The 19,078-nt window shown below is 65.5% G+C and carries 11 protein-coding genes; 8 read left to right on the top strand and 3 right to left on the bottom strand.

Annotated elements, in window-relative coordinates; all coding sequences use genetic code 11:
* Window positions 1-88: 88 nt before the first annotated feature.
* Window positions 89-8,392 (top strand): GH36-type glycosyl hydrolase domain-containing protein, encoded by an 8,304-nt coding sequence (locus tag FA85_RS20305; protein WP_239739794.1) that lies wholly within the window; start codon window positions 89-91, stop codon window positions 8,390-8,392.
* A 209-nt stretch (window positions 8,393-8,601) separates the two neighbouring features.
* Here the strand turns inward: FA85_RS20305 and FA85_RS20310 are convergent, their stop codons facing one another.
* Window positions 8,602-8,955 carry a TMEM175 family protein gene (locus FA85_RS20310; protein ID WP_051943672.1) on the bottom strand — a complete coding sequence of 118 codons (354 nt, stop codon included), beginning with the start codon at window positions 8,953-8,955 and terminating at the stop codon, window positions 8,602-8,604.
* A gap of 154 nt (window positions 8,956-9,109) precedes the next feature.
* Here FA85_RS20310 and FA85_RS20315 point away from each other — a divergent pair, with 154 nt between their 5' ends.
* From FA85_RS20315 to FA85_RS20325, 3 genes are all read left to right on the top strand, one after another.
* Window positions 9,110-9,553: a DUF2231 domain-containing protein gene (locus FA85_RS20315; RefSeq protein ID WP_036113378.1), complete on the top strand. Its 444-nt coding sequence runs from the start codon at window positions 9,110-9,112 to the stop codon at window positions 9,551-9,553.
* Window positions 9,546-10,859: a PQQ-dependent sugar dehydrogenase gene (locus FA85_RS20320; protein WP_036113376.1), complete on the top strand. Its 1,314-nt coding sequence runs from the start codon at window positions 9,546-9,548 to the stop codon at window positions 10,857-10,859. The genes FA85_RS20315 and FA85_RS20320 overlap by 8 nt, the downstream gene beginning before the upstream one ends.
* 169 nt (window positions 10,860-11,028) lie before the next feature.
* On the top strand, window positions 11,029-13,635 hold the full coding sequence (locus tag FA85_RS20325) for a phosphocholine-specific phospholipase C (protein WP_036117638.1): 2,607 nt from the start codon (window positions 11,029-11,031) through the stop codon (window positions 13,633-13,635).
* 17 nt (window positions 13,636-13,652) lie between these two features.
* Here FA85_RS20325 and FA85_RS20330 read toward each other — a convergent pair whose 3' ends face one another.
* Window positions 13,653-14,573, bottom strand: coding sequence for a LysR family transcriptional regulator (locus FA85_RS20330; protein WP_036113375.1), 921 nt, complete (start codon window positions 14,571-14,573; stop codon window positions 13,653-13,655).
* Between the two features lie 103 nt (window positions 14,574-14,676).
* Between FA85_RS20330 and FA85_RS20335 the strand changes: the two genes are divergently transcribed.
* Both FA85_RS20335 and FA85_RS20340 read left to right on the top strand, forming a co-directional pair.
* Window positions 14,677-15,426: an SDR family oxidoreductase gene (locus FA85_RS20335; protein ID WP_036113373.1), complete on the top strand. Its 750-nt coding sequence runs from the start codon at window positions 14,677-14,679 to the stop codon at window positions 15,424-15,426.
* Window positions 15,423-15,926, top strand: coding sequence for an alcohol dehydrogenase catalytic domain-containing protein (locus FA85_RS20340; RefSeq protein WP_051943670.1), 504 nt, complete (start codon window positions 15,423-15,425; stop codon window positions 15,924-15,926). Before FA85_RS20335 ends, FA85_RS20340 begins: the two co-directional genes overlap by 4 nt.
* A gap of 347 nt (window positions 15,927-16,273) precedes the next feature.
* On the opposite strand, the gene FA85_RS22260 is transcribed toward FA85_RS20340, so the two are convergent.
* Window positions 16,274-16,522, bottom strand: a complete 249-nt coding sequence (locus FA85_RS22260; protein WP_156108741.1) for a hypothetical protein — start codon at window positions 16,520-16,522, stop codon at window positions 16,274-16,276.
* A 109-nt stretch (window positions 16,523-16,631) separates the two neighbouring features.
* On the opposite strand from FA85_RS22260, the gene FA85_RS20350 reads away from it, so the two are divergent.
* Both FA85_RS20350 and FA85_RS20355 read left to right on the top strand, forming a co-directional pair.
* Window positions 16,632-17,798, top strand: coding sequence for a hypothetical protein (locus FA85_RS20350; protein ID WP_036113368.1), 1,167 nt, complete (start codon window positions 16,632-16,634; stop codon window positions 17,796-17,798).
* A gap of 106 nt (window positions 17,799-17,904) precedes the next feature.
* A complete protein-coding gene (locus tag FA85_RS20355) occupies window positions 17,905-19,068 on the top strand; it encodes a hypothetical protein (RefSeq protein WP_156108740.1) in 1,164 nt (387 codons plus the stop codon).
* Window positions 19,069-19,078 lie beyond the last annotated feature (10 nt).

Below are 19,078 nucleotides of genomic sequence, written 5' to 3' on the forward strand. Positions count from 1 at the left end.
TCGTCTGGCTGCGCGCCGGCTACCCGAATGGCTGCTTCCCCGTCTTGCCGACAACGAACGGGTGATCCTTGGGGCGTGTCGCGGCCTCATGGTGGCCGCACGTCGCGGGGAGAGCGCGACGCCCGCCGGCGAGTGGCTGCTGGACAACCTCTACCTGATCGAAGAGCACATCCGCAGCGCGAACAAGGATTTTCCCAAAGGGTACAGTCGCGAACTCGTCCAGCTCGATGGCGGCGCATCCCATGGTCTTCCCCGCGTCTACGACATCGCACTGGAAGTCATTTCCCACGGCGATGGACGCGTCGACGCCGCTGGCCTGGCGCGTTTCCTCGATGCCTACCAGACCGTCGCGCCGCTCAGTCTGGGCGAACTCTGGGCGGTGCCCATCATGCTGCGGCTCGCGCTGATCGAAAATCTGCGTCGCATCGCCGTGCGCGTGACTCAGGACCGCTCGCGTCGTCGACGTGCCACGCGCTGGGCGGATGCCATGACGCGCATGGCGGCCGACGATCCGAAGAATGTGGTGCTGGTGGTCGCCGACATGGCGCGCTCCGCCCCGGTGATGAGTGCACCGTTCGTGGCCGAGCTGGTGCGCCGGTTACAGGGGCAGGGGCCGGCACTGGCCATGCCGCTGGGCTGGGTCGAGCAGAGGCTCGCGGAATCGGGCCGCAGCATCGACTACCTCGTGCAGGCCGAATCGCAGCAGCAGGCGATGCACCAGGTGTCGGTCGGCAACAGCATCGGCAGCCTCCGTTCGCTGGCGACGGTGGACTGGCGCGACTTCGTCGAACACGCGAGTCTGGTCGAGGCATCGCTTCGCGACGATCCCTCCGGCGTTTATCCCGCGATGGATTTCACCAGCCGGGATCGCTATCGCCATGCGGTGGAGCGCCTGGCGCGTGCGACACGTCGCAGCGAAGTGGATACCGCCCGTGCGGTGCACGCCGCATGTCTCGCGCAGGCGGCTGGTGTCCACGATACGACCCGGCGGCACGTCGGTTTCTATCTGGTCGGCGCGGGGGCAACGGAGTTCGAGCGTGCGCTCGGCGCAAGCCGGGGCTGGAAAACACGGTGCGCTCGCGCCTTCACACGCGCACCGTTCGCGGTGTCGTTCACCGTGTTTCTCCTGCTCACTGCCGCGCTCACCGTTGGCCTGGTGGCGACGGCGGCGGTCGTTTCGGCGTCAGCCTGGGTGTGGATGCTGCTCGGCGCAGGGTGTCTGCTCGTTGCAAGCCAGCTCAGCCTGAGCCTTCTGAACCTCGGCGCGTCGCTGATCGCATCGCCCGATTACCTGCCTCGTATGGACTATGCGTCCGGCATGCCCGCGGCAGCGCGAACCATGGTCACCGTGCCGACCCTGCTCGGCAGTGTGGAGGACGTCGACGAGGTCGTCGATGCACTCGAGGTGCGTTTCCTCGCCAATCGCGACGATGCGCTGCATTTCGCCTTGCTCACCGACTTTCTGGATGCCGATCGGCCCGCCCTCCCGGACGATGAGGCGATCCTCGCGTACGCAGGACGTCGCGTTTCGGCACTGAATGCCCGGTATCCATCGGTGGCAGCGGATCGTTTTTATCTGTTTCATCGCCCCCGGGAATGGAGCGCGACGGAACGACGCTGGATGGGCGCCGACCGCAAACGCGGCAAGCTCGCCGCACTGAACCGGCTGTTGCGCGGCGAAGGCGCGGAACGCTTCGCGCTCATCGTCGGACGAATCGCGGATCTTCCCCCCGTCCGTTACGTCATCACGCTGGACTCCGATACGCAGCTCCCGCGCGACGCCGCTCATCTGATGGTGGCGGCGATGGATCATCCGCTGAACCGCCCGGTGTTCGACGACGCGTCGAACACCGTGGTGTCGGGTTACGGCATCCTGCAGCCGCGCGTGGGTATCGCACTGCCGGCGCAGGCGCGCTCGGTCTATGCACGCCTGTACGGCGCGGATGCCGGTGTCGATCCGTATACGCGTGCCGTGTCCGATGTCTACCAGGACGTCTTCCACGAAGGCTCGTTCACGGGCAAGGGCATCTACGACATCGATGCCTTCGAGCGTGCACTGGCCGGGCGCCTCAAGGACGAACGCGTACTCAGTCACGATCTGATCGAGGGCTGTTTCGCGCGCTCGGGGCTGCTCAGCGACGTCCTGGTCTTCGAGGAGATTCCGGGGCGCTACGCGGATGACAGCGTGCGAAGGCACCGCTGGACCCGTGGCGACTGGCAGCTCTTGCCCTGGTTGATGCCGACGGTGCCCAGCGTTCATGGATGGGTTCGCAACGATCTGAGCAGCCTGTCGCGCTGGAAGATCTTCGACAACCTGCGCCGCAGTCTCGTGTCGCCGGCCGCCCTGGCCTTGCTGGTAGGCGGTTGGCTGTGGATCGGCCCCGTCGCGACGTGGACTATCGCGGTCCTGTCGATGCTGTTCGTACCGGTTCTGCTCCACGTGCTGATGGACGTGATTCGCAAGCCACACGATGTGACCTGGCCGGTGCACGGCCGCGTCGCCCTGGACGCGGCGGGACAGCATGTGGCACGCCTCGGCCTCGCCGTTGCATGGCTTCCGCACGAAGCTCGCCTGAGCGTGGATGCGATCGCGAGATCGCTCTGGCGTGTGCTGGTGAGTCGGACGCACCTGCTCGAATGGCGATCGTCCGGCGAAGTGGAGCGACAGGGTCGCGGCACGCATACGATTCCGTGGCGCGCACTGTGGGCCGGTCCGGCCGTGGCGTTCGGCGTGACGGCGGCGCTCGTGGCCGTACGACCGGCCGCGTTGCCCGTCGCGTTCCCGTTGCTCCTGCTCTGGATGGCCTCGCCACCGTTCGCTTGGTGGGTCAGCCGCGCGCAGAGCGCGCAAGTCTATGCGCCTACGGACGCGGACCGGACGTTCCTGCGTCATCTCGCCCGCCGCACCTGGGCTTTCTTTGAAACGTACATGGGCCCCGACGATCGCTGGCTGCCGCCGGATAACGTGCAGATGATGCCGGCGCCCCGCGTCGCGAGGCGCACGTCGCCGACCAATATGGGCCTGGGGCTGCTTTCCGCCCTGTCCGCATACGATTTCGGTTATCTCGGGGCGGGGGCGCTGGTCGAACGTCTTGGCCATACGCTTGGCACGATGCGCGATCTCGAGCGATATCGCGGCCATTTCTACAACTGGTACGACACGGAGCACGGTACGCCGATGCATCCGCTCTACGTGTCGAGCGTCGACAGCGGAAACCTCGCCGGCCACCTGCTCACGTTGCAGCGGGGGCTGCTGGCGATTGCCGACGCGCCGGTCTTTTCGGTGGCGTCGATCGCCGGTCTGGCCGACAGCGTCGGAATCCTCGCGTCAGAAGCCGGCGGCGCGTGGCGAGCGGACCTCGCCGACTGGTCGGATCAGCTCGTTCAGGCGATGGGCAAGCCACCCGCGACGCCGACGGATGTATTCGTGTTCGCCACCGCGCAGCGACACCAGCTGGACGGACTTGTGGGTCGCCATGGGAGCGACGGCGCGGAAGAGACGCGTTTCTGGCTGTCCCGGATCGCCGCGCAGTGCGACGACCTTCTGGACGAAGCCCAGGCGTGGCATACCGACGTCGTCGGTGATCGCATCGCGTCGCTGGCGGAGATCGCGGCCGACGCGAACGACCGGGCGCGCGCCGCGCGCGCCGCCACGCGTCTGGACGCGCTCACCGCGGCGGCGGCGCTGGCCGGCGACCTGGCCGTCATGGATCACGCCTTCCTCTATGACGACAACCGCCGCCTGCTGTCGATCGGCTTCGATGTCGAACGTCGCGTGCTGGACAACTCGTTCTACGATCTGCTGGCCTCCGAGGCTCGACTCACGACGTTCGTCGCCATCGCGCAAGGGCAGATACCGCAGGAGAGCTGGTTCTCGCTGGGCCGCCTGCTGACGAATGCCGGCGGTCTGCCGGTGCTGTTGTCCTGGACGGGCTCGATGTTCGAGTACCTGATGCCCATGCTGGTCATGCCGACCTACGAAGGCAGCCTGCTCGAGCAGACCTGTCGTGCCGCGGTCGCGCGCCAGATCGAATACGGCAAGCAGCGCAACCTTCCGTGGGGGGTGTCCGAATCCGGATACAACGCCGTCGACGCGCAGCTGACCTACCAGTACCGGGCCTTCGGCGTGCCGGGTCTGGGTCTCAAACGTGGACTGGGTGACGACCTCGTCGTGGCCCCCTATGCGTCCGTGCTGGCCCTGATGGTCGCGCCGGCGGCAGCCACCGGCAATCTGCAGCGGCTGACCGCGGATGGCGTGGCCGGTCGGTTCGGCCTCTACGAAGCTGTCGATTACACGCCGTCGCGCCTGCCGCCGGGACAGCACTCGGCGATCGTGCGGGAGTTCATGGCCCATCATCAGGGCATGTCGTTGCTGTCGATCGCGCATGTGCTGCTCGGACAGCCCATGCGCAAGCGCTTCGAAGCCGATCCGCGCGTCATGGCGACGAGCCTCCTGTTGCAGGAACGTGTGCCGCGCTCGGCATCGGAGTACCTGCACGCCGTCGGGCTGGGCGAGGGCGCGCCCGCACCCGCGACATCGGAAGCCCGGCTGCGCCTGTTTACCGATCCGGACCGTCCGCGGCCGGCGGTGCAACTGCTGTCCAATGGCCGTTATCACGTCATGGTCAGCAGCGCCGGTGGTGGGTACAGTCGACGCGACAGCATGGCGCTGACCCGTTGGCGCGAGGACATCACCCGCGACCGTCATGGCATGTTCTGTTACGTGCGCGATCCCGCCTCGGGTGACGTGTGGTCGACGGCCTACCAGCCGGTGGCACGACAGACCGACCACTTCGAGGCCATTCTGGCGGAGTCGCGCGCGGAGTTCCGCGTACGGCAACGCGGCTTCGAGACGCATACGGAGATCGTCGTCTCGCCCGAGGACGATATGGAACTGCGGCGTACCCGCGTGACCAATCGCGGCCGCACGCGTCGTACGATCGAACTGACCAGCTATGCCGAAGTCGTGCTGGCCGATCCACGCGGTGACGCGGCCCATCCGGCCTTCAGCAAACTCTTCGTCACGACCGAGATCGTGCCCAGCCTGCAGGCGCTCATCTGCACACGGCGTCCGCGCTCGGCGGATGAAGTCCCGCCATGGATGTGCCATCTGGTCGCGGTACACGATGCGGATGTCGATGCGATCTCGTATGAGACCGACCGCGCCCGTTTCATCGGGAGAGGCCGGACCACAGCTCAACCGGCCGCGCTTGATGCCGTCTGCGACACGTTGTCGGGAAGTCACGGCGCGGTGCTCGATCCCATCGTCGCCATTCGGGTACGGGTGACGCTCGATCCCGACCAGACGGCGACGCTCGACTTCGTCACCGGCGTCGCGGATGTGCGCGAGGGCTGCGTACGTCTGATCGAGAAGTATCGCGACCGGCACCTGTCCGACCGCGTCTTCGACCTCGCATGGACACGCAGCCAGGTGCTGCTGCGTCAGGCCAACTCGACGCTTGCCGACGCCCAGTTGTACGAGCACATGGCGACATCGATCCTCTATCCGAACCTTGCCCTGCGCGCCGAGCCGGGCCTGATCGCGGCAAACCGGCGCGGCCAGTCGGGGCTGTGGGGGCAAGCCGTTTCGGGTGACCTGCCGATCGTCCTGCTGCGCATCGCGGACATCGCGCGTCTGGATATCGCCCGCGATCTGATCCGCGCGGCCGCCTACTGGCGCCTCCGCGGTCTCATGGTCGACCTGGTGATCTGGAACGAGGACAGCACGGGGTACCGACAGACGTTGCACGACGCGCTGACCGGCCTGCTGGCCTCGGGCGCCGAAGCCAACCTGCTCGACCGCCCCGGCGGCGTCTACATCCGCGCGGCACAGCCCTTGTCCTTCGAGGATCGACTGGTGATGGAAGCCAGCGCCTCGATCGTGGTGGTCGACAGCCTGGGTTCCCTGCAGGAGCAGATGGAGCGTCACCGGCTGGGCGCTCACCCGGTCGCCGCGGAGCCGGCCAGCTGGCCGCGTCGTCCGGTCATCGAGCCGGTCCCCGCTTCGGCGCCGAAGGGCGCTTTCTCTACCGACGGTACCGAGTACGTGATAACGCTTGCTCCCGGTGCGGTCACGCCCGCGCCCTGGTGCAATGTGCTTGCCAATCCGGACTTCGGTACGGTGATCTCCGAAAGCGGCAGCGCGTATACCTGGGCAGCGAACGCGCACGGGTGCCGACTGACGCCGTGGCAGAACGACCCGGTCGAAGACGCCTGCGGCGAGGCGATGTACCTGCGCGATGAAGCCACCGGTCATACGTGGTCGCCGACGCCGCTACCCATGCGTGGTGCGGGTGAATACACCACGCGGCACGGCTTCGGTTACACCGTGTTCGACCACGCGGAGGACACGGTTTCGTCGAGCCTGGCGGTGTTCGTCGCCATCGACGCGTCGGTGAAATTCCAGGTCCTGACTCTCACCAACGACGGTGACGAGTCACGGCGCCTGTCGATTACGGGTTACGTCGAATGGCTGCTGGGCGACGTGCGCGAGAGCAGCGCGATGCACGTGGTCACCGAGATCGATTCGATGACCGGCGCGCTGTTCGCACGGAATGCCTACAACAGCGACTTTCCGGGACGCGTCGCCTTCTTCGATGTCGAAGATCCCGACCGCGACGTCGGTGGCGACAGGACCGCCTTTCTCGGGCGCAATGGCCACGCGGGCGCGCCGCTGGGCATGCGCCGTCCGGGCTGGCATAACCGCGTCGGGGCGGGACTCGACCCGTGCGGTGTGTTGCGCAGCTTCGTCGTCCTGGCGCCCGGCGAATCCCGTGACGTGATCTTCCGCCTCGGCATGGGCGCCAGCGAACCCGAGGCGCGTGCGCTGGTCCAGCGCTTCAGGCAGACCGGTTCGGCGACCGCCGCCCTTGCCGCCGTACGGCGCCACTGGAGCGACACCCTTGGCGCGGTCCAGGTCGCTACGCCCGATGCGTCGATCGACGTCTTCGCCAATGGCTGGCTGCTCTACCAGACCATCGCCAGTCGCCTCTGGGCCCGCAGCGGTTACTACCAGTCCGGCGGGGCCATCGGTTTCCGCGACCAGTTGCAGGACTCGATGGCGACGCAGCACGCGGCGCCGGCCATGGCCCGGGCGCAGTTGCTGATGTGCGCGGCGCATCAGTTCGTCGAGGGTGACGTGATGCACTGGTGGCATCCGCCCGGCGGTCGCGGCGTGCGTACGGGATGTTCGGACGATTACCTCTGGCTCCCACTGGCCGCCAGCCGCTACGTGCAGGCCAGCGGCGATACCGGGGTACTCGACGAGTCCGTCGAGTACATCGAAGGCCGTCCGCTGCGCCCCGGGGAAGAGTCCTATTACGATCAGCCCCGGCCTTCGGGCCAGCGGGCGTCGCTGTATGACCACTGCGTCCGGGCGCTTGAACACGCCGCGCCGCGTGGCGTTCACGGCCTGCCGCTGATGGGCAGCGGCGACTGGAACGACGGCATGAACAAGGTAGGCGAGGCCGGGCGGGGCGAAAGCGTCTGGCTTGGCTTCTTCCTCGTCCATGTGCTGCGCGAGTTCGCACAGGTGGCTCGTCAGCGCGGTGACCTCTCGTTCGCCGGGCAATGCGTCGCGGGGGCCGACACGCTGGCCGCATCCCTCGAAGCGAGCGCCTGGGACGGCGACTGGTATCGGCGCGCCTGGTTCGACGATGGCACCCCGCTGGGCTCCGCGGGCAACGACGAATGCCGGATCGATGCGATCGCACAGAGCTGGTCGGTCCTTTCGGACGTGGGCGGCGACGACCGGCGAGCACGTGCGATGGCGTCGCTGGACCGGTATCTGGTGCTCGACGATCCGGGCATGATCCGCCTGCTCGATCCGCCGTTCGACACGTCGGCCATGGATCCCGGTTACATCAAGGGCTACGTGCCCGGCGTGCGGGAAAACGGTGGCCAGTACACCCACGCCGCGGTCTGGGCCGCCATGGCCTTCGCGCACATGGGCAACCACGAGCGGGCGTGGGAACTGACGAGGATGATCCATCCTGCCAGTCACACCGGGGACGCCGCCGCGATCGGGCGCTACAAGATCGAACCGTACGTCATCGCGGCGGACGTCTATTCCGTCGCGCCGCACACGGGACGGGGTGGGTGGAGCTGGTACACCGGGTCGGCGGGCTGGATGTACCGCCTGATCGTCGAGTCGTTACTGGGTATCCATCTCGACGGTGGCCGGTTGCGGATCGTGCCTCGCGTTCCGGCGGACTGGCCGGGCTATACCGTGCGCTACCGCCAGGGACGAGCGACCTACGTCATCGACCTGCGTCGTGCACACGAGGGCGAACCGGCGAGCCTCTTGCTGGACGGGGTGGCCTGTGGCGCAACCCTGGCCCTGAAGGATGACGGAGCCGAGCATCGGGTGCAGGTGATCTATGCGGGAGGGTAACGGTGGCGTAACGCGGCTACGCGCAGCGTCAGTGCAGCCGGGCGTACCGGCGGATCGGGAGATCATGCTCATGTCTCAGGAATCGAACGATCCGTCGCCCGCGCCCCAGCTGCGGGAAGACCGGATAGCCGCCTATAACGTGGCCGCCGCCACGCATCCCGAGGCCTGCGTCGTGCGCCGCGTGGATACGTCCGGCGCTTGCGTGCCGGTCAAGGCGCCGCCGTCGGCCTCCGGGAACGCATCCGGGCAAACAACATCACCGCCAAAGGCGTAAGCAGCAGCGGAAGGTTGCTGCGCCCCGGCCACGAGGGATTGTAACGGCGCAACAGCCCGAAGACCCGGTGATGCGCGGCCCACAACGCGCCGACGACGATGAAGCTGAGGAAGAAACCCGCTAGCTGCGGAATCAGGTCGACCAGAGCCTGCAGCCAGGCCTGGTCCGTACGCGACTCGGGATGAGGCACGTGCACCTCGATGATCAGCAAGGTGATGGCGATGGCGAACACCGCGTCCGAAAAAAAGGTCAGCCGCTCGAGCTGCTGATCCTGGCCGTGCTCCGACATGCCGAACTCCCCCTGTGATTTCTTGCGGATGATCGCCCGCCACGGGTCTTCAGGGGAAGGGGGTGCCCAGGAGCAGACGCGGCTTAGACATCGCCCGGATCAGCATGCGGAGCGGAGGCCTCGTCCGCTCCACCAGTCCAGGGAGATCGTCACCATGCATTCTCATGTCCTGCCACGTCGCAACGTGGTGGCCAATGCCATTTACGGCCTGCTCAATCCGATACCGTTCGGATGCTTCGTGGCGGCACTGATTTTCGATATCGTCTACGCCCGCACCGGCGTGATCCTCTGGATGAAGGGGGCCGCCTGGCTGATCGTATTCGGCCTGCTGTTCGCGATCGTACCGCGGCTGGTCAACCTGACCCAGGTCTGGGTCACCTCCCGTCACGCCGCCGTGCGCGGTGAGCGACTCGACTTCTGGCTCAACCTCGTGGCCATCGTCGCCGCGATCTTCAACGCCTTCGTTCACAGCCGTGACGCGTATGCGGTCATCCCGGAAGGGGTATGGCTCTCCGCCGTCACCGTTCTGCTGCTCGCTATCGGGCACATCGTGGTCGCGGTGCGGGCATCCGACCGGGGAGTGCTGGCCCATGACTAAGTACATCTGTCGCAACGCGCTGGCGCTGGCCTGTGTCGTCGCCCTCGGGGCGTGCAGCGAGAAAGCCTCCTTCGAGCCGCCCCAGCAGTCGGGCACCGATCCGACCTTGCCCAAGGCACAAAACTTTCTCGTCCCACCCATGCAGGTACCGGACAAGGCAGGCTGGAAACAGGGGCAGGCGCCGAGGGTAGCGGCCGGCCTGAAGATCGAACGCATCGCCGACGGCCTCATGCACCCGCGGCAGCTGTACACGCTTCCGAACGGCGATGTGCTGGTCGTGGAGTCCAACGGTCCCGGCAGCGAGCCCGTGACCACACCCAAGCAGCTGATCGCCAGCATGGTGAAGAACCAGTCGGGCAAAGGCGGGAAGGGCGGCAATCGCATCACACTGTTGCGCGAGAGCGCGTCGGGACCGTGGGAGAAGCATGTATTTCTCGAAGGGCTGAATTCGCCCTTCGGCGTGCAGCTGATCGGCAGCACGCTTTACGTCGCCAACACCGATGGCATCGTCAGCTATCCCTACCAGGAAGGGCAGACGCGGATCACCGTGCCGGCGACGAACTTCACCGATCTGCCGAACACCATCAACCATCACTGGACCAAGGCGCTGCAGGCCAACCCGGACGGCACAAAGCTGTATGTCGGCGTCGGCTCCAACAGCAACATCACCGAGAACGGCCTCGATATCGAATACCGGCGTGCCGATGTGCTCGAGGTCGATGTCGCCACCGGGGCGAGTCGCATCTATGCCGCGGGCCTGCGCAATCCCACCGGTTTGCAGTGGGACCCCGTGAGCAACTCACTCTGGGCCATCGTCAACGAGCGCGATGAAATCGGCGCCGACCTCGTGCCCGACTATCTCACCTCGGTGAAGGAAGGCGGTTTCTACGGCTGGCCGTACAGCTATTACGGCCAGCACATCGATACGCGGGTCAAACCGCAACGGCCCGATCTCGTGGCCAAGGCGATCAGGCCGGACTACGCCATCGGCTCGCACGTGGCGCCGCTCGGGTTGCTTCTGACGCAGAGCAACGGTCTGCCTGCGAAGTACCACAACGGCGCTTTCATCAGCGAGCACGGCAGCTGGGATCGTTCGCCGTTGAGCGGATACGAAGTGGTCTTCGTCGCGTTCAGGGATGGCAAACCGGAAGGTAAGCCGGAGACCGTGGTGAGTGGCTTCCACTCCAGCGACGAGAAGCAGCTGTATGGCGCGCCCGTGGGCGTCGTGCAGGACAAGGACGGTGCGTTGCTGATCGCCGATGATGTCGGTGACACGGTCTGGCGTGTGACGGACGCGGCACGCTGAAGAAACGGTCGGGGCGATACAAGACGGGCCGGGCCATGCGCGTTGAGCGGGCCTGGCTGTGCGCCGCGTCGCATTCCGGGGTGGTCACACGGGGCTGACGCGCTACTGCAACATGGATAGTGACAATCGGGTACCGGCCAACACCGGCCGGTTGACGTGAGGCCAGGGCATGCCCCCTATCGACGATATCAAGCGACGCCGCTTCCTCAAGATGGGTGCGGGCACCGCGGGCGTCGCAGCGCTTTCAAGCTGGCCCGGTCTGATCGAGAAAGCGCTGGCGCTCGAACCGCACAATCCCACCGGTACGCCGGGTCTGGCGGATATCGAGCACATCATCGTGTTCATGCAGGAGAACCGGTCGTTCGACCATTACTTCGGCATGCTGCCGGGTGTGCGCGGCTACGGCGATCCGCGACCCGTTCCGCTGCCTAGTGGCAACTACGCCTGGTACCAGCCAGAAGGCCTCGACGCGGCAAGCCGCGGTTTCAGCGATCACGTGGCCCATGCGGCGTGGACGCAACCGAAGGGCTGGTACGACACCGATCGCGCCGCGCAGTCGACGAATTACGTGCTGCCGTTTCGCCTGAACGCGCCAGGCAACGTGCAGTACCAGTACATGGCCGATCTGGATCACAGCTGGAAGGCTTCACAGCAGACCTGGTCCAACTGGGACACCTGGGTGCCGCTGAAGAGCCGGCAGGCGATGGGCTTTCTCAACGCAGACGACCTGCCTTTCTACTACCAGCTGGCCAACGCGTTCACCGTATGCGACGCCTATCATTGCTCGATCTTCGCGGCGACCGATCCGAACCGGTTCTGCCTGTGGTCGGGCACCGTGCCGCCGCCGATGAATTTTCCGGACAACTACGGCAGCTGCGGTTACGTCGCGGACATCGCCTGCGACATCAACAAGGACATCACCCCGGCGATGCTCGGCCAGTCGCCTGAGGCGAGGAACGCGGCGGTAGCCGCCGGTATCGCGGACTGGAAGACCTATCCGGAGACGCTTACCGAGAACGGCATCACCTGGAAGATCTACCAGGAGTACGACAACTACGGCGATAACTACCTCCAGTACTACAAGAATTTCCGGGTCGATAACACCGGCAAGCCGATCGATACCTCGGACGATCCGACGTTCCAGACCTTGTATCGCCGTGGGCGCGTCTTTGCGCAGCCCAGTGGCAAGACCGGCGACGCGCTGGTCGCGCAGTTCGCGAAGGACGTCGCCGCCGGCATGGAGCCGGACGATCCCGCACCCGGTGAGGTGAAAGCGGGCCTGCCGCGCGTCTCGTGGATCGTGGCGCCGTCGGCGTTTTGCGAGCATCCCAGCTCATCGCCGGGCGACGGCGAGTCGTTCACCGCCAGGTTGCTGGACGTACTGGTCAACGACCACCCGGAGGTCTTCCGCAAGACGGTGTTCCTGTTGATGTACGACGAGAACGACGGCTACTTCGACCACGTGCCGCCACCGGTTCCGGCGACCAGCGATGCCTACGGCGAGATGACCCTGGAGGACGCGGGTGCCGCGGAAACCATGGATGCGATCCCGGTAGGACTCGGCCCGCGCGTGCCGATGGTGATCGTGTCGCCGTGGACCGCCGGCGGCAAGGTGCATTCGCAGCTGAGCGACCATACCTCCGTGATCCGCCTGCTCGAAGCGTGGTCGGCGGCGAAGGGTCTGTCGAATCAGGGTCGCGAAAAGGATGCGGTGCGTTGCGATGCCATTTCGCCGTGGCGACGTGCGGTCTGCGGCGATCTCACGGAAGCTTTCGATTTCCGGCCGTCGCTGCCACGCCGTATCGATACGGCGACGCATTTCCGGAACGGTACCGAAAGCGCGGCCGTGCCCGCGCCACAGGTCTTCCCGGTCCAGGCACCCGCCACGCGGGCAGCCTGTCGTACGGACTACGCCTTTGCGGCGGACATGCGGGTCGACGGAGGTCAGCTGGCGCTGCGCTTCGCCAATACCGGGGCGATCGGCGTCGCCCTCATCGGGTTTCATCAGCCGATGTCCGCGGCGCAGACCTCCGAACACTTTACGATCGAGGCCGGAAAGTCGCTTTCAGCGGTACGGCCCGTTGCCGACGACGGCCGTTATGACGTCGCGATCCATGGTCCCAACGGCTTTCTGCGCGAGTGGCGAGGCGATCAGCGGGCCATGGGGTCCGCAGGACTCGCGGCGGAAGTCAGTGCTTGGCATCAGGAGTGGAAGGGCAGTCTCTCCATTCGTCTCGACAACCGGGCCGGTGACAAAGCTTGCGTGTTTCAGCTGGGCGATAACGCGTATTACGAGAATGGACCGATGCAGGTGCGCGTCGAGGCCGGTTGCGAGCGGACGATCGAGTGGCAGGTGAGCCGTGGCTGGTACGACGTCGCCGTGCGCGTCGCGGGGCAGGCGGGTTACCTGCGACGCATGGCTGGCTATGTACCGCAGAAGCTCCGGGCTCCGGTCACCGACCCGGCCATTGGCAACGACCGGATGTTCCACGCGCTGGTGTCGATCCAGGGCGAGGGCTATGCGGGCCGTCGCTTCGACTACGCGGTGCCACCGTGGCACCACCGTCCGAAGAACTGGATCGGCGTGTTCGCCGCGGGTTCGGAGCCCACGAAAAAACACCTGCTCCGCTGGGTGTATGCGCCGCGTGGTGTCGGCTCGGTCATGCTGGCCGACGCGTCGGGCGATGCGCTGCCGCCTGGCCGCTACGAAGCGTGGTACTTCTTCGACGACAGCTACACCGTGCTGGGTGGCAAGCCCATACCGTTCCGCATCTGACGTCTCTGTCTGCTCGTCTAGGGTGTCGCGCTTGCGTCGACCCCCTGGACCAGCCGCTTCGCCAGCCGCGGATCGCGAAACTGGTCCAGCCACCAGGCGAGCGCACGACCTTCGTGTTCCTCCCGCCATGCCACGTACAGCGTGTTGGGCTCGCGCGGATTGGCCACCGTCTTCTCAATGAGGTTGCCGTTCTTCAGCAGGCTGAGGATGCGGTCGCGCGGCAGCCAGCCCACGCCCAGGCCTTCGCGCTGGGCGCGCATCTTCGCGCGCATGCTCGGCACCGCCAGCGTGGGCTGGCCGCCGACGACGCCGTAGCCGCGACGCTGGCGGCGCGACGAATCCGCGACCACGATCGCCCGATGGTGGGCCAGGACGTCCTGCGTGAGAGGGCTCGTTTCCTTCGCGAGCGGATGGCGCGGTGACACGGCGAAGACCCAGTCCATGGTCCCCAGTTCGAACCAGCGCAGCCCCGGAATGGCCGGTGGTTCGTTGGTGGCTCCGACGATCAGGTCGGCGCGACCGTCGGCCAGGGCTTCCCAGGTGCCTCCCAGGACTTCGTGGGTTACGCGCAGCGTGACGCCGGAACCCAGTGCGTCGAATGCACGGATCGATGGCAGCAGCAGTTCGAACTCGAAGATCTCGTCCGTGACCAGCCAGAGCTGTTCCTCCCAGCCGCCGGCGATCTGCTTGACCCGCTGGGTGAGGCGGCCGACGTCCGCGGCCAGTCGTGCGGATTCCTGCGCGAGCAGCTGGCCGGCGGGTGTCAGCTGCAGACGGTAACGACGCCGGTCGAACAGCAAGGCATCGAAACGTGCTTCCAGCTGCCGTGCAGCGTGCGAAATGGTCGAAGGCGCCTTGCCCAGCCGGCGTGCTGCGCGCGACAGGCTGCCGGCCTCTCGAATGGCCTCGAGCAGGGCAATTTCATCATCCGAAAGCATAAGACGTTCGACCCATTCGAACGAGTGCGTCGAAAGGATGGTACGGCAAAAGACACGGCACGGCGCAGCATGCTTCCATCAACCACCCCACGGGAGTCATGTCATGAACCGTTTCAAAGACAAGAACGTTCTGGTCACCGGCGGCACCACCGGCATCGGCTTCGCGGTGGCTCAGGGCTTTATCGCCGAAGGGGCGCGGGTCATCGTCACCGGCCGGGATCAGGCGGGTATCGACCGCGCCGCCGCCGAACTGGGGCCGCGCGCCACCGTCATCCGCAACGACGCCGGTTCCATCACCGATGCCCGTGCGCTGGGCACCACCGTGGCCGACCTCGGGATCAAGCTGGATGCGGTATTCATCAACGCCGGTATGGCCCGCTTCGCCTCGCTGGCCGAGGTGGATGAAGCGTTCTGGGACCTCAGCTTCAATACCAACATCAAGGGTGCTTTTTTCCAGATCCAGGCGCTGGCACCTCACCTCAATACCGGTGCATCGATCGTGCTCAACGGCTCGATCAACGCCCACATCGGCATGCCGAACTCGTCCGTTTATGCCGCGACGAAAGCGGCACTGATCTCCCTGGCCAAGACGCTGTCGGCGGAATTGATCCCGCAGGGCGTACGCGTGAACGTCGTAAGCCCGGGCCCGGTGCAGACGCCGCTCTACGGCAAGCTCGGCATGGATGCGGCGACGCTGCAGGCCACCGCGGACAGCATCCAGTCCCAGGTGCCGATTGGCCGCTTTGGCCGTCCGGAAGAAGTCGCCGCGACGGTGCTTCACCTGGCCTCGCCGGAGTCGGCTTTCATCGTCGGCACCGAGATCATCATCGACGGCGGGATGAGTCAGCTATGAGCACGCCGTCCACGATGAAAGCGGCCTGGATTGCGGATGCCGGGTCCGGCGATCTCACGATCCACGTGGGCGAGACGCAGGTGCCCGCCAACGCCGACGACCGGCTGCTGATCGACGTCGAAGCCGTTGGCATGACCTTCGGCGAACCCGCGTGGGTCACGAATGGAACGATGGCCTTACCCGACGGTTCGCCTCGTGCGCTTCCCGTCATCATCGGTCACGAGTTCGCGGGGCGAGTGGCGCATGCTGGTGCCGGGACTCAGGGCTTCGCCATCGGCGACCGCGTCGTCGGCCTGATCGACTTCTGGCGCAACGGGGCTGCGGCCGAGCAGGCCAGTGTCCTGCCGTCAGAGGTCACCCGGCTCCCTGACATGTTGACTGCCATCGAAGCGTCCACGTTGCCGATCGGTGCACTAACCGCGTGGCAGGCGCTGTACGACATCCCTTCGCTGCGTGTCGATGCGTTGCCGGTCGTAGTGTTTTTCGGCCCGATCCTGTAACCACGTGACGTAGCGGCGCAGGGCCCGACCGCCGCTGCGTTCACGGCGTACGGTTTCCGCGAAAGTCGACGACGTCGCGCGCTTCCATCAGGTCGAACCAGCTCGTAGCCAGCTTCACGTAGAGCTGTTGCTCCGTGTCGGCCATCTGCCAGTTGGCCTGATCGCTCGCGTGGCTCGCCTGGTCCAGCGCGACGCTGTTGGCTTTTCGCCAGAGCGGCTGGTTCAGGCTGAGCTGGCCGGTGTGCGCGTGGTACGTGTCATGCAGCGTCGGCGTGACCCCTGTACGGTCGGCATTTTCGCACCCCCAAGGTGGCGTGCCGAGTGCGCCTTCACGACGCTACAATGCCCTACGGTCCGCCGACGGCGCCGACCGGAAACAGGGGAAAACAATGAAACGGATGCTTTGTGCGGTCGCCCTGGTGATCGCGGTCACCGGGTGCCAGACGACCGGTCACAAAATCACGCAGATCGATATCGGCGCGAGCCGCGACCAGGTGGTGGCCACGCTTGGGCGACCGGATTAGGTGCGGACCATCGGCGATTTCGAAGTCCTGAACTACCTGGACCGGCATCGCACGCGGGTGTCGATGGGTCATACCGACTATGCGGTGGTGCTGCTGGATGGGAAGGTGAGTCAGTTCGGGCCGGGGCAGGTGAGGCGGGATGGGCTGCGGTCGGTGGTGATTGATTCGGGAGTTCGATGAAGTGAAGCGATTCGTTTGGGTTTTCGTGCTTCTGTGCTTGCTGCCTGCGGTGGCGCAGGCAGGAGATCCCCTGAATGAACAGGAACGCCTTCGCTCCGTTCTGCAAAGGGAGGTTCCAGACGATGACCTTGGCGCCTATGAAAGGCTTTGGGCGCTTGAGGCCGCGAGTGGCGAGGCCTATGCGCCTGCATTGCGTACATGGATCTGGCGACGCAGCCTGACCGCCATCGATGGCTCACCGCGACCGCCTACGACGGTGAAAGAAGCCATTGAATCACCCATGGCCGATCAGGCAGCGTACCGCAACGCGGCGCAGGCCTATCTGACCAAGACGTTTTCCATTCGATTCGGCGTTGACGATGCAACCGGTCGGCCATCGGGTACTACCCGTGAGGCACCGGGCATTTTCACCAGGCGATCTTCAAAGGAAGTGTTCGTGAAGGCGACGGTGCAGAATAAAGGTCCAATAGAGGCCCGCATTCGCATGCGAGTCGCTCATGGAGACGTGGATCTGAGGTGCAATCTCTCACAGGTGAAGGCGGGCATGACGATTCCCGTTTGGTGTGCCACTGCGCTCGGGCACGGCAGCGTGGATCGGCAACTTGCCGGGATCGATGCATTGCTGAACTCACCAGATGGCGTCGTTCCCGAGGCCGAGATTGACATCGGTTCACCCACTCGCCACGTGACGCTGGCGAATGACCCCACCCTCGCCACCGACTGGGAAACGACCCTGAGAGAGGGTGATCCTGCGTTCTCGGTCTATCATCCTCCCACGCCGCCAAGTCAGATCACCACGGAGAGTGGTGCGCCACGAGCGGCTTGGGCCATGTTGGTCGTGATCGCGATCCTTCTTACGACCGGCGGCACGGCACACTACCGTTCGGCAAACGGCCCCGTCGTCTCGCGTGGATGGTTCGTCGGGTACATGATGCTAGCTGCAGCGGCCGTTGCTTTGGGAGGACTCGATCAGAGTACGGGCGCCCCGATGAGTGGCGTATTGTCCGTGCTGGTCGAGATAGTCGTCGGGCTTCCCTGGTCGATCTCTTTGCTGACGGCGGCTAATCATCTGCCAAATGGGTCGGGTTTTCCTTGGCTCTTCGTCGCTGGGAACGCGGCTCTACTGTTTGTCTTGAGCGCGCCTGGACGTCGGTATAAAGCGAAGTAGCCAGTCGGCTTGACTTTTCACCGAGGGCCGATGAGTCGGCTTGGGCTGCGGCAGGTGAGGCGGGATGAGTTGCGGTCGGTGGTGATTGATTCGGGAGTTCGATGAAGTGAAGCGATTCGTCTGGGTTTTCGTATTGCTGTGCTTGTTGCCGGCGGTGGGGCAGGCCGGCGACCCGTTGAAACAGCAGGAGCCGCTTCACTCCATCCTGCAGCAGAATGTGCCGGATGATGACGTTGGCGCGTACAAGCTCCTTTGGCAGATGTACGACGCAAACGGAGACCTATGGACGCCTTCACTGCGGACGTGGCTGTGGCGACGCGACCTCACTCGTCTGGAAGGTGGCACGCCGCCGTATATGACGGTGGAGCAAGCGATCGACTCCCCGCTCGCCGACAGTGGTGCATACCGCGAGGCTGCGATGGCTTACGTGGCCGAACGGTTCAGCATCCGCCTGGCTGTTGACGGTGTCGCTGGAATCCCGCCTGAGACCGTTCGTTCAGGGGAGGGAATCTACGTCACCCGCACTGGCGACCACGTGTTTGTTGCGGCTGTCGTGACGAATCGCGGATCGTTGGATGCAGAGCTAGGTGCTCGTGTTCAAGTCGACGACGCGTCTTTGTCGTGCGCTCCGGTCCAGATCAGCGCGGGGGGAGAGGCCGGAACGTGGTGCAGGTCTTCTGGCCCTGGCGGTACGGTAGCTGGACAAGTCGCCTACATCGTGGAGGCGCTCAAGCATTTTGATGGCATCGTAAAGCGAGTCGATCTGGAGACCGGGACCCCGACCCGGCATGTCATGGCAGACTCTGGTGCTGACTACGCCCCGTCATGGGAAACGGCGTTGGGCGTCCGGGAGCTCGCAGGCGTGGAGATCGCGAATCGAGTTCGCGCCATCGAAGCGGCCAGGAGCCCGGTACCGACGACAGCCTGGGCCGTACTGGTCGTTACAGCGGCCTTACTGGCGACCGGAGGTGCGGCACATTACAACTCCGCCCATCGCGCCATCCTGCCTCGTGGGCTGTTCGTCGGCTACGTGATACTGGTGGTCGTGGCCCTCTGCGTTGCGGGCCTTGATGAAAGCACGGGAGCGCCGATGAAAGGGGTGCTTTCTTTAATGGCTCAGATGGTGGTGGGGTTGCCTCGGTCGCTTTCCTTGCTGTCGCCGAATAATCGATTGCCGAATGGGTCGGGTTTTCCGTGGCTGTTTGCTGCAGGGAATGCGGCGTTGTTGTTTGTTTTTAGTTCGCCTGGGCGCCGGTATGAGGCGGGCTGACGGTTATGTC

Source organism: Luteibacter mycovicinus, from assembly GCF_000745235.1.
GTDB lineage: Bacteria > Pseudomonadota > Gammaproteobacteria > Xanthomonadales > Rhodanobacteraceae > Luteibacter > Luteibacter mycovicinus.

Bases quoted from the DNA above. Each gene is read 5' to 3' on its own strand.
- FA85_RS20305 (WP_239739794.1), top strand. From the start codon at position 89: ATGGTGGCCGCACGTCGCGGGGAGAGCGCGACGCCCGCCGGCGAGTGG.
- FA85_RS20310 (WP_051943672.1), bottom strand. From the start codon at position 8,955: ATGTCGGAGCACGGCCAGGATCAGCAGCTCGAGCGGCTGACCTTTTTT.
- FA85_RS20315 (WP_036113378.1), top strand. From the start codon at position 9,110: ATGCATTCTCATGTCCTGCCACGTCGCAACGTGGTGGCCAATGCCATT.
- FA85_RS20320 (WP_036113376.1), top strand. From the start codon at position 9,546: ATGACTAAGTACATCTGTCGCAACGCGCTGGCGCTGGCCTGTGTCGTC.
- FA85_RS20325 (WP_036117638.1), top strand. From the start codon at position 11,029: ATGCCCCCTATCGACGATATCAAGCGACGCCGCTTCCTCAAGATGGGT.
- FA85_RS20330 (WP_036113375.1), bottom strand. From the start codon at position 14,573: ATGCTTTCGGATGATGAAATTGCCCTGCTCGAGGCCATTCGAGAGGCC.
- FA85_RS20335 (WP_036113373.1), top strand. From the start codon at position 14,677: ATGAACCGTTTCAAAGACAAGAACGTTCTGGTCACCGGCGGCACCACC.
- FA85_RS20340 (WP_051943670.1), top strand. From the start codon at position 15,423: ATGAGCACGCCGTCCACGATGAAAGCGGCCTGGATTGCGGATGCCGGG.
- FA85_RS22260 (WP_156108741.1), bottom strand. From the start codon at position 16,522: ATGACCCATCGACACCCGCGTGCGATGCCGGTCCAGGTAGTTCAGGAC.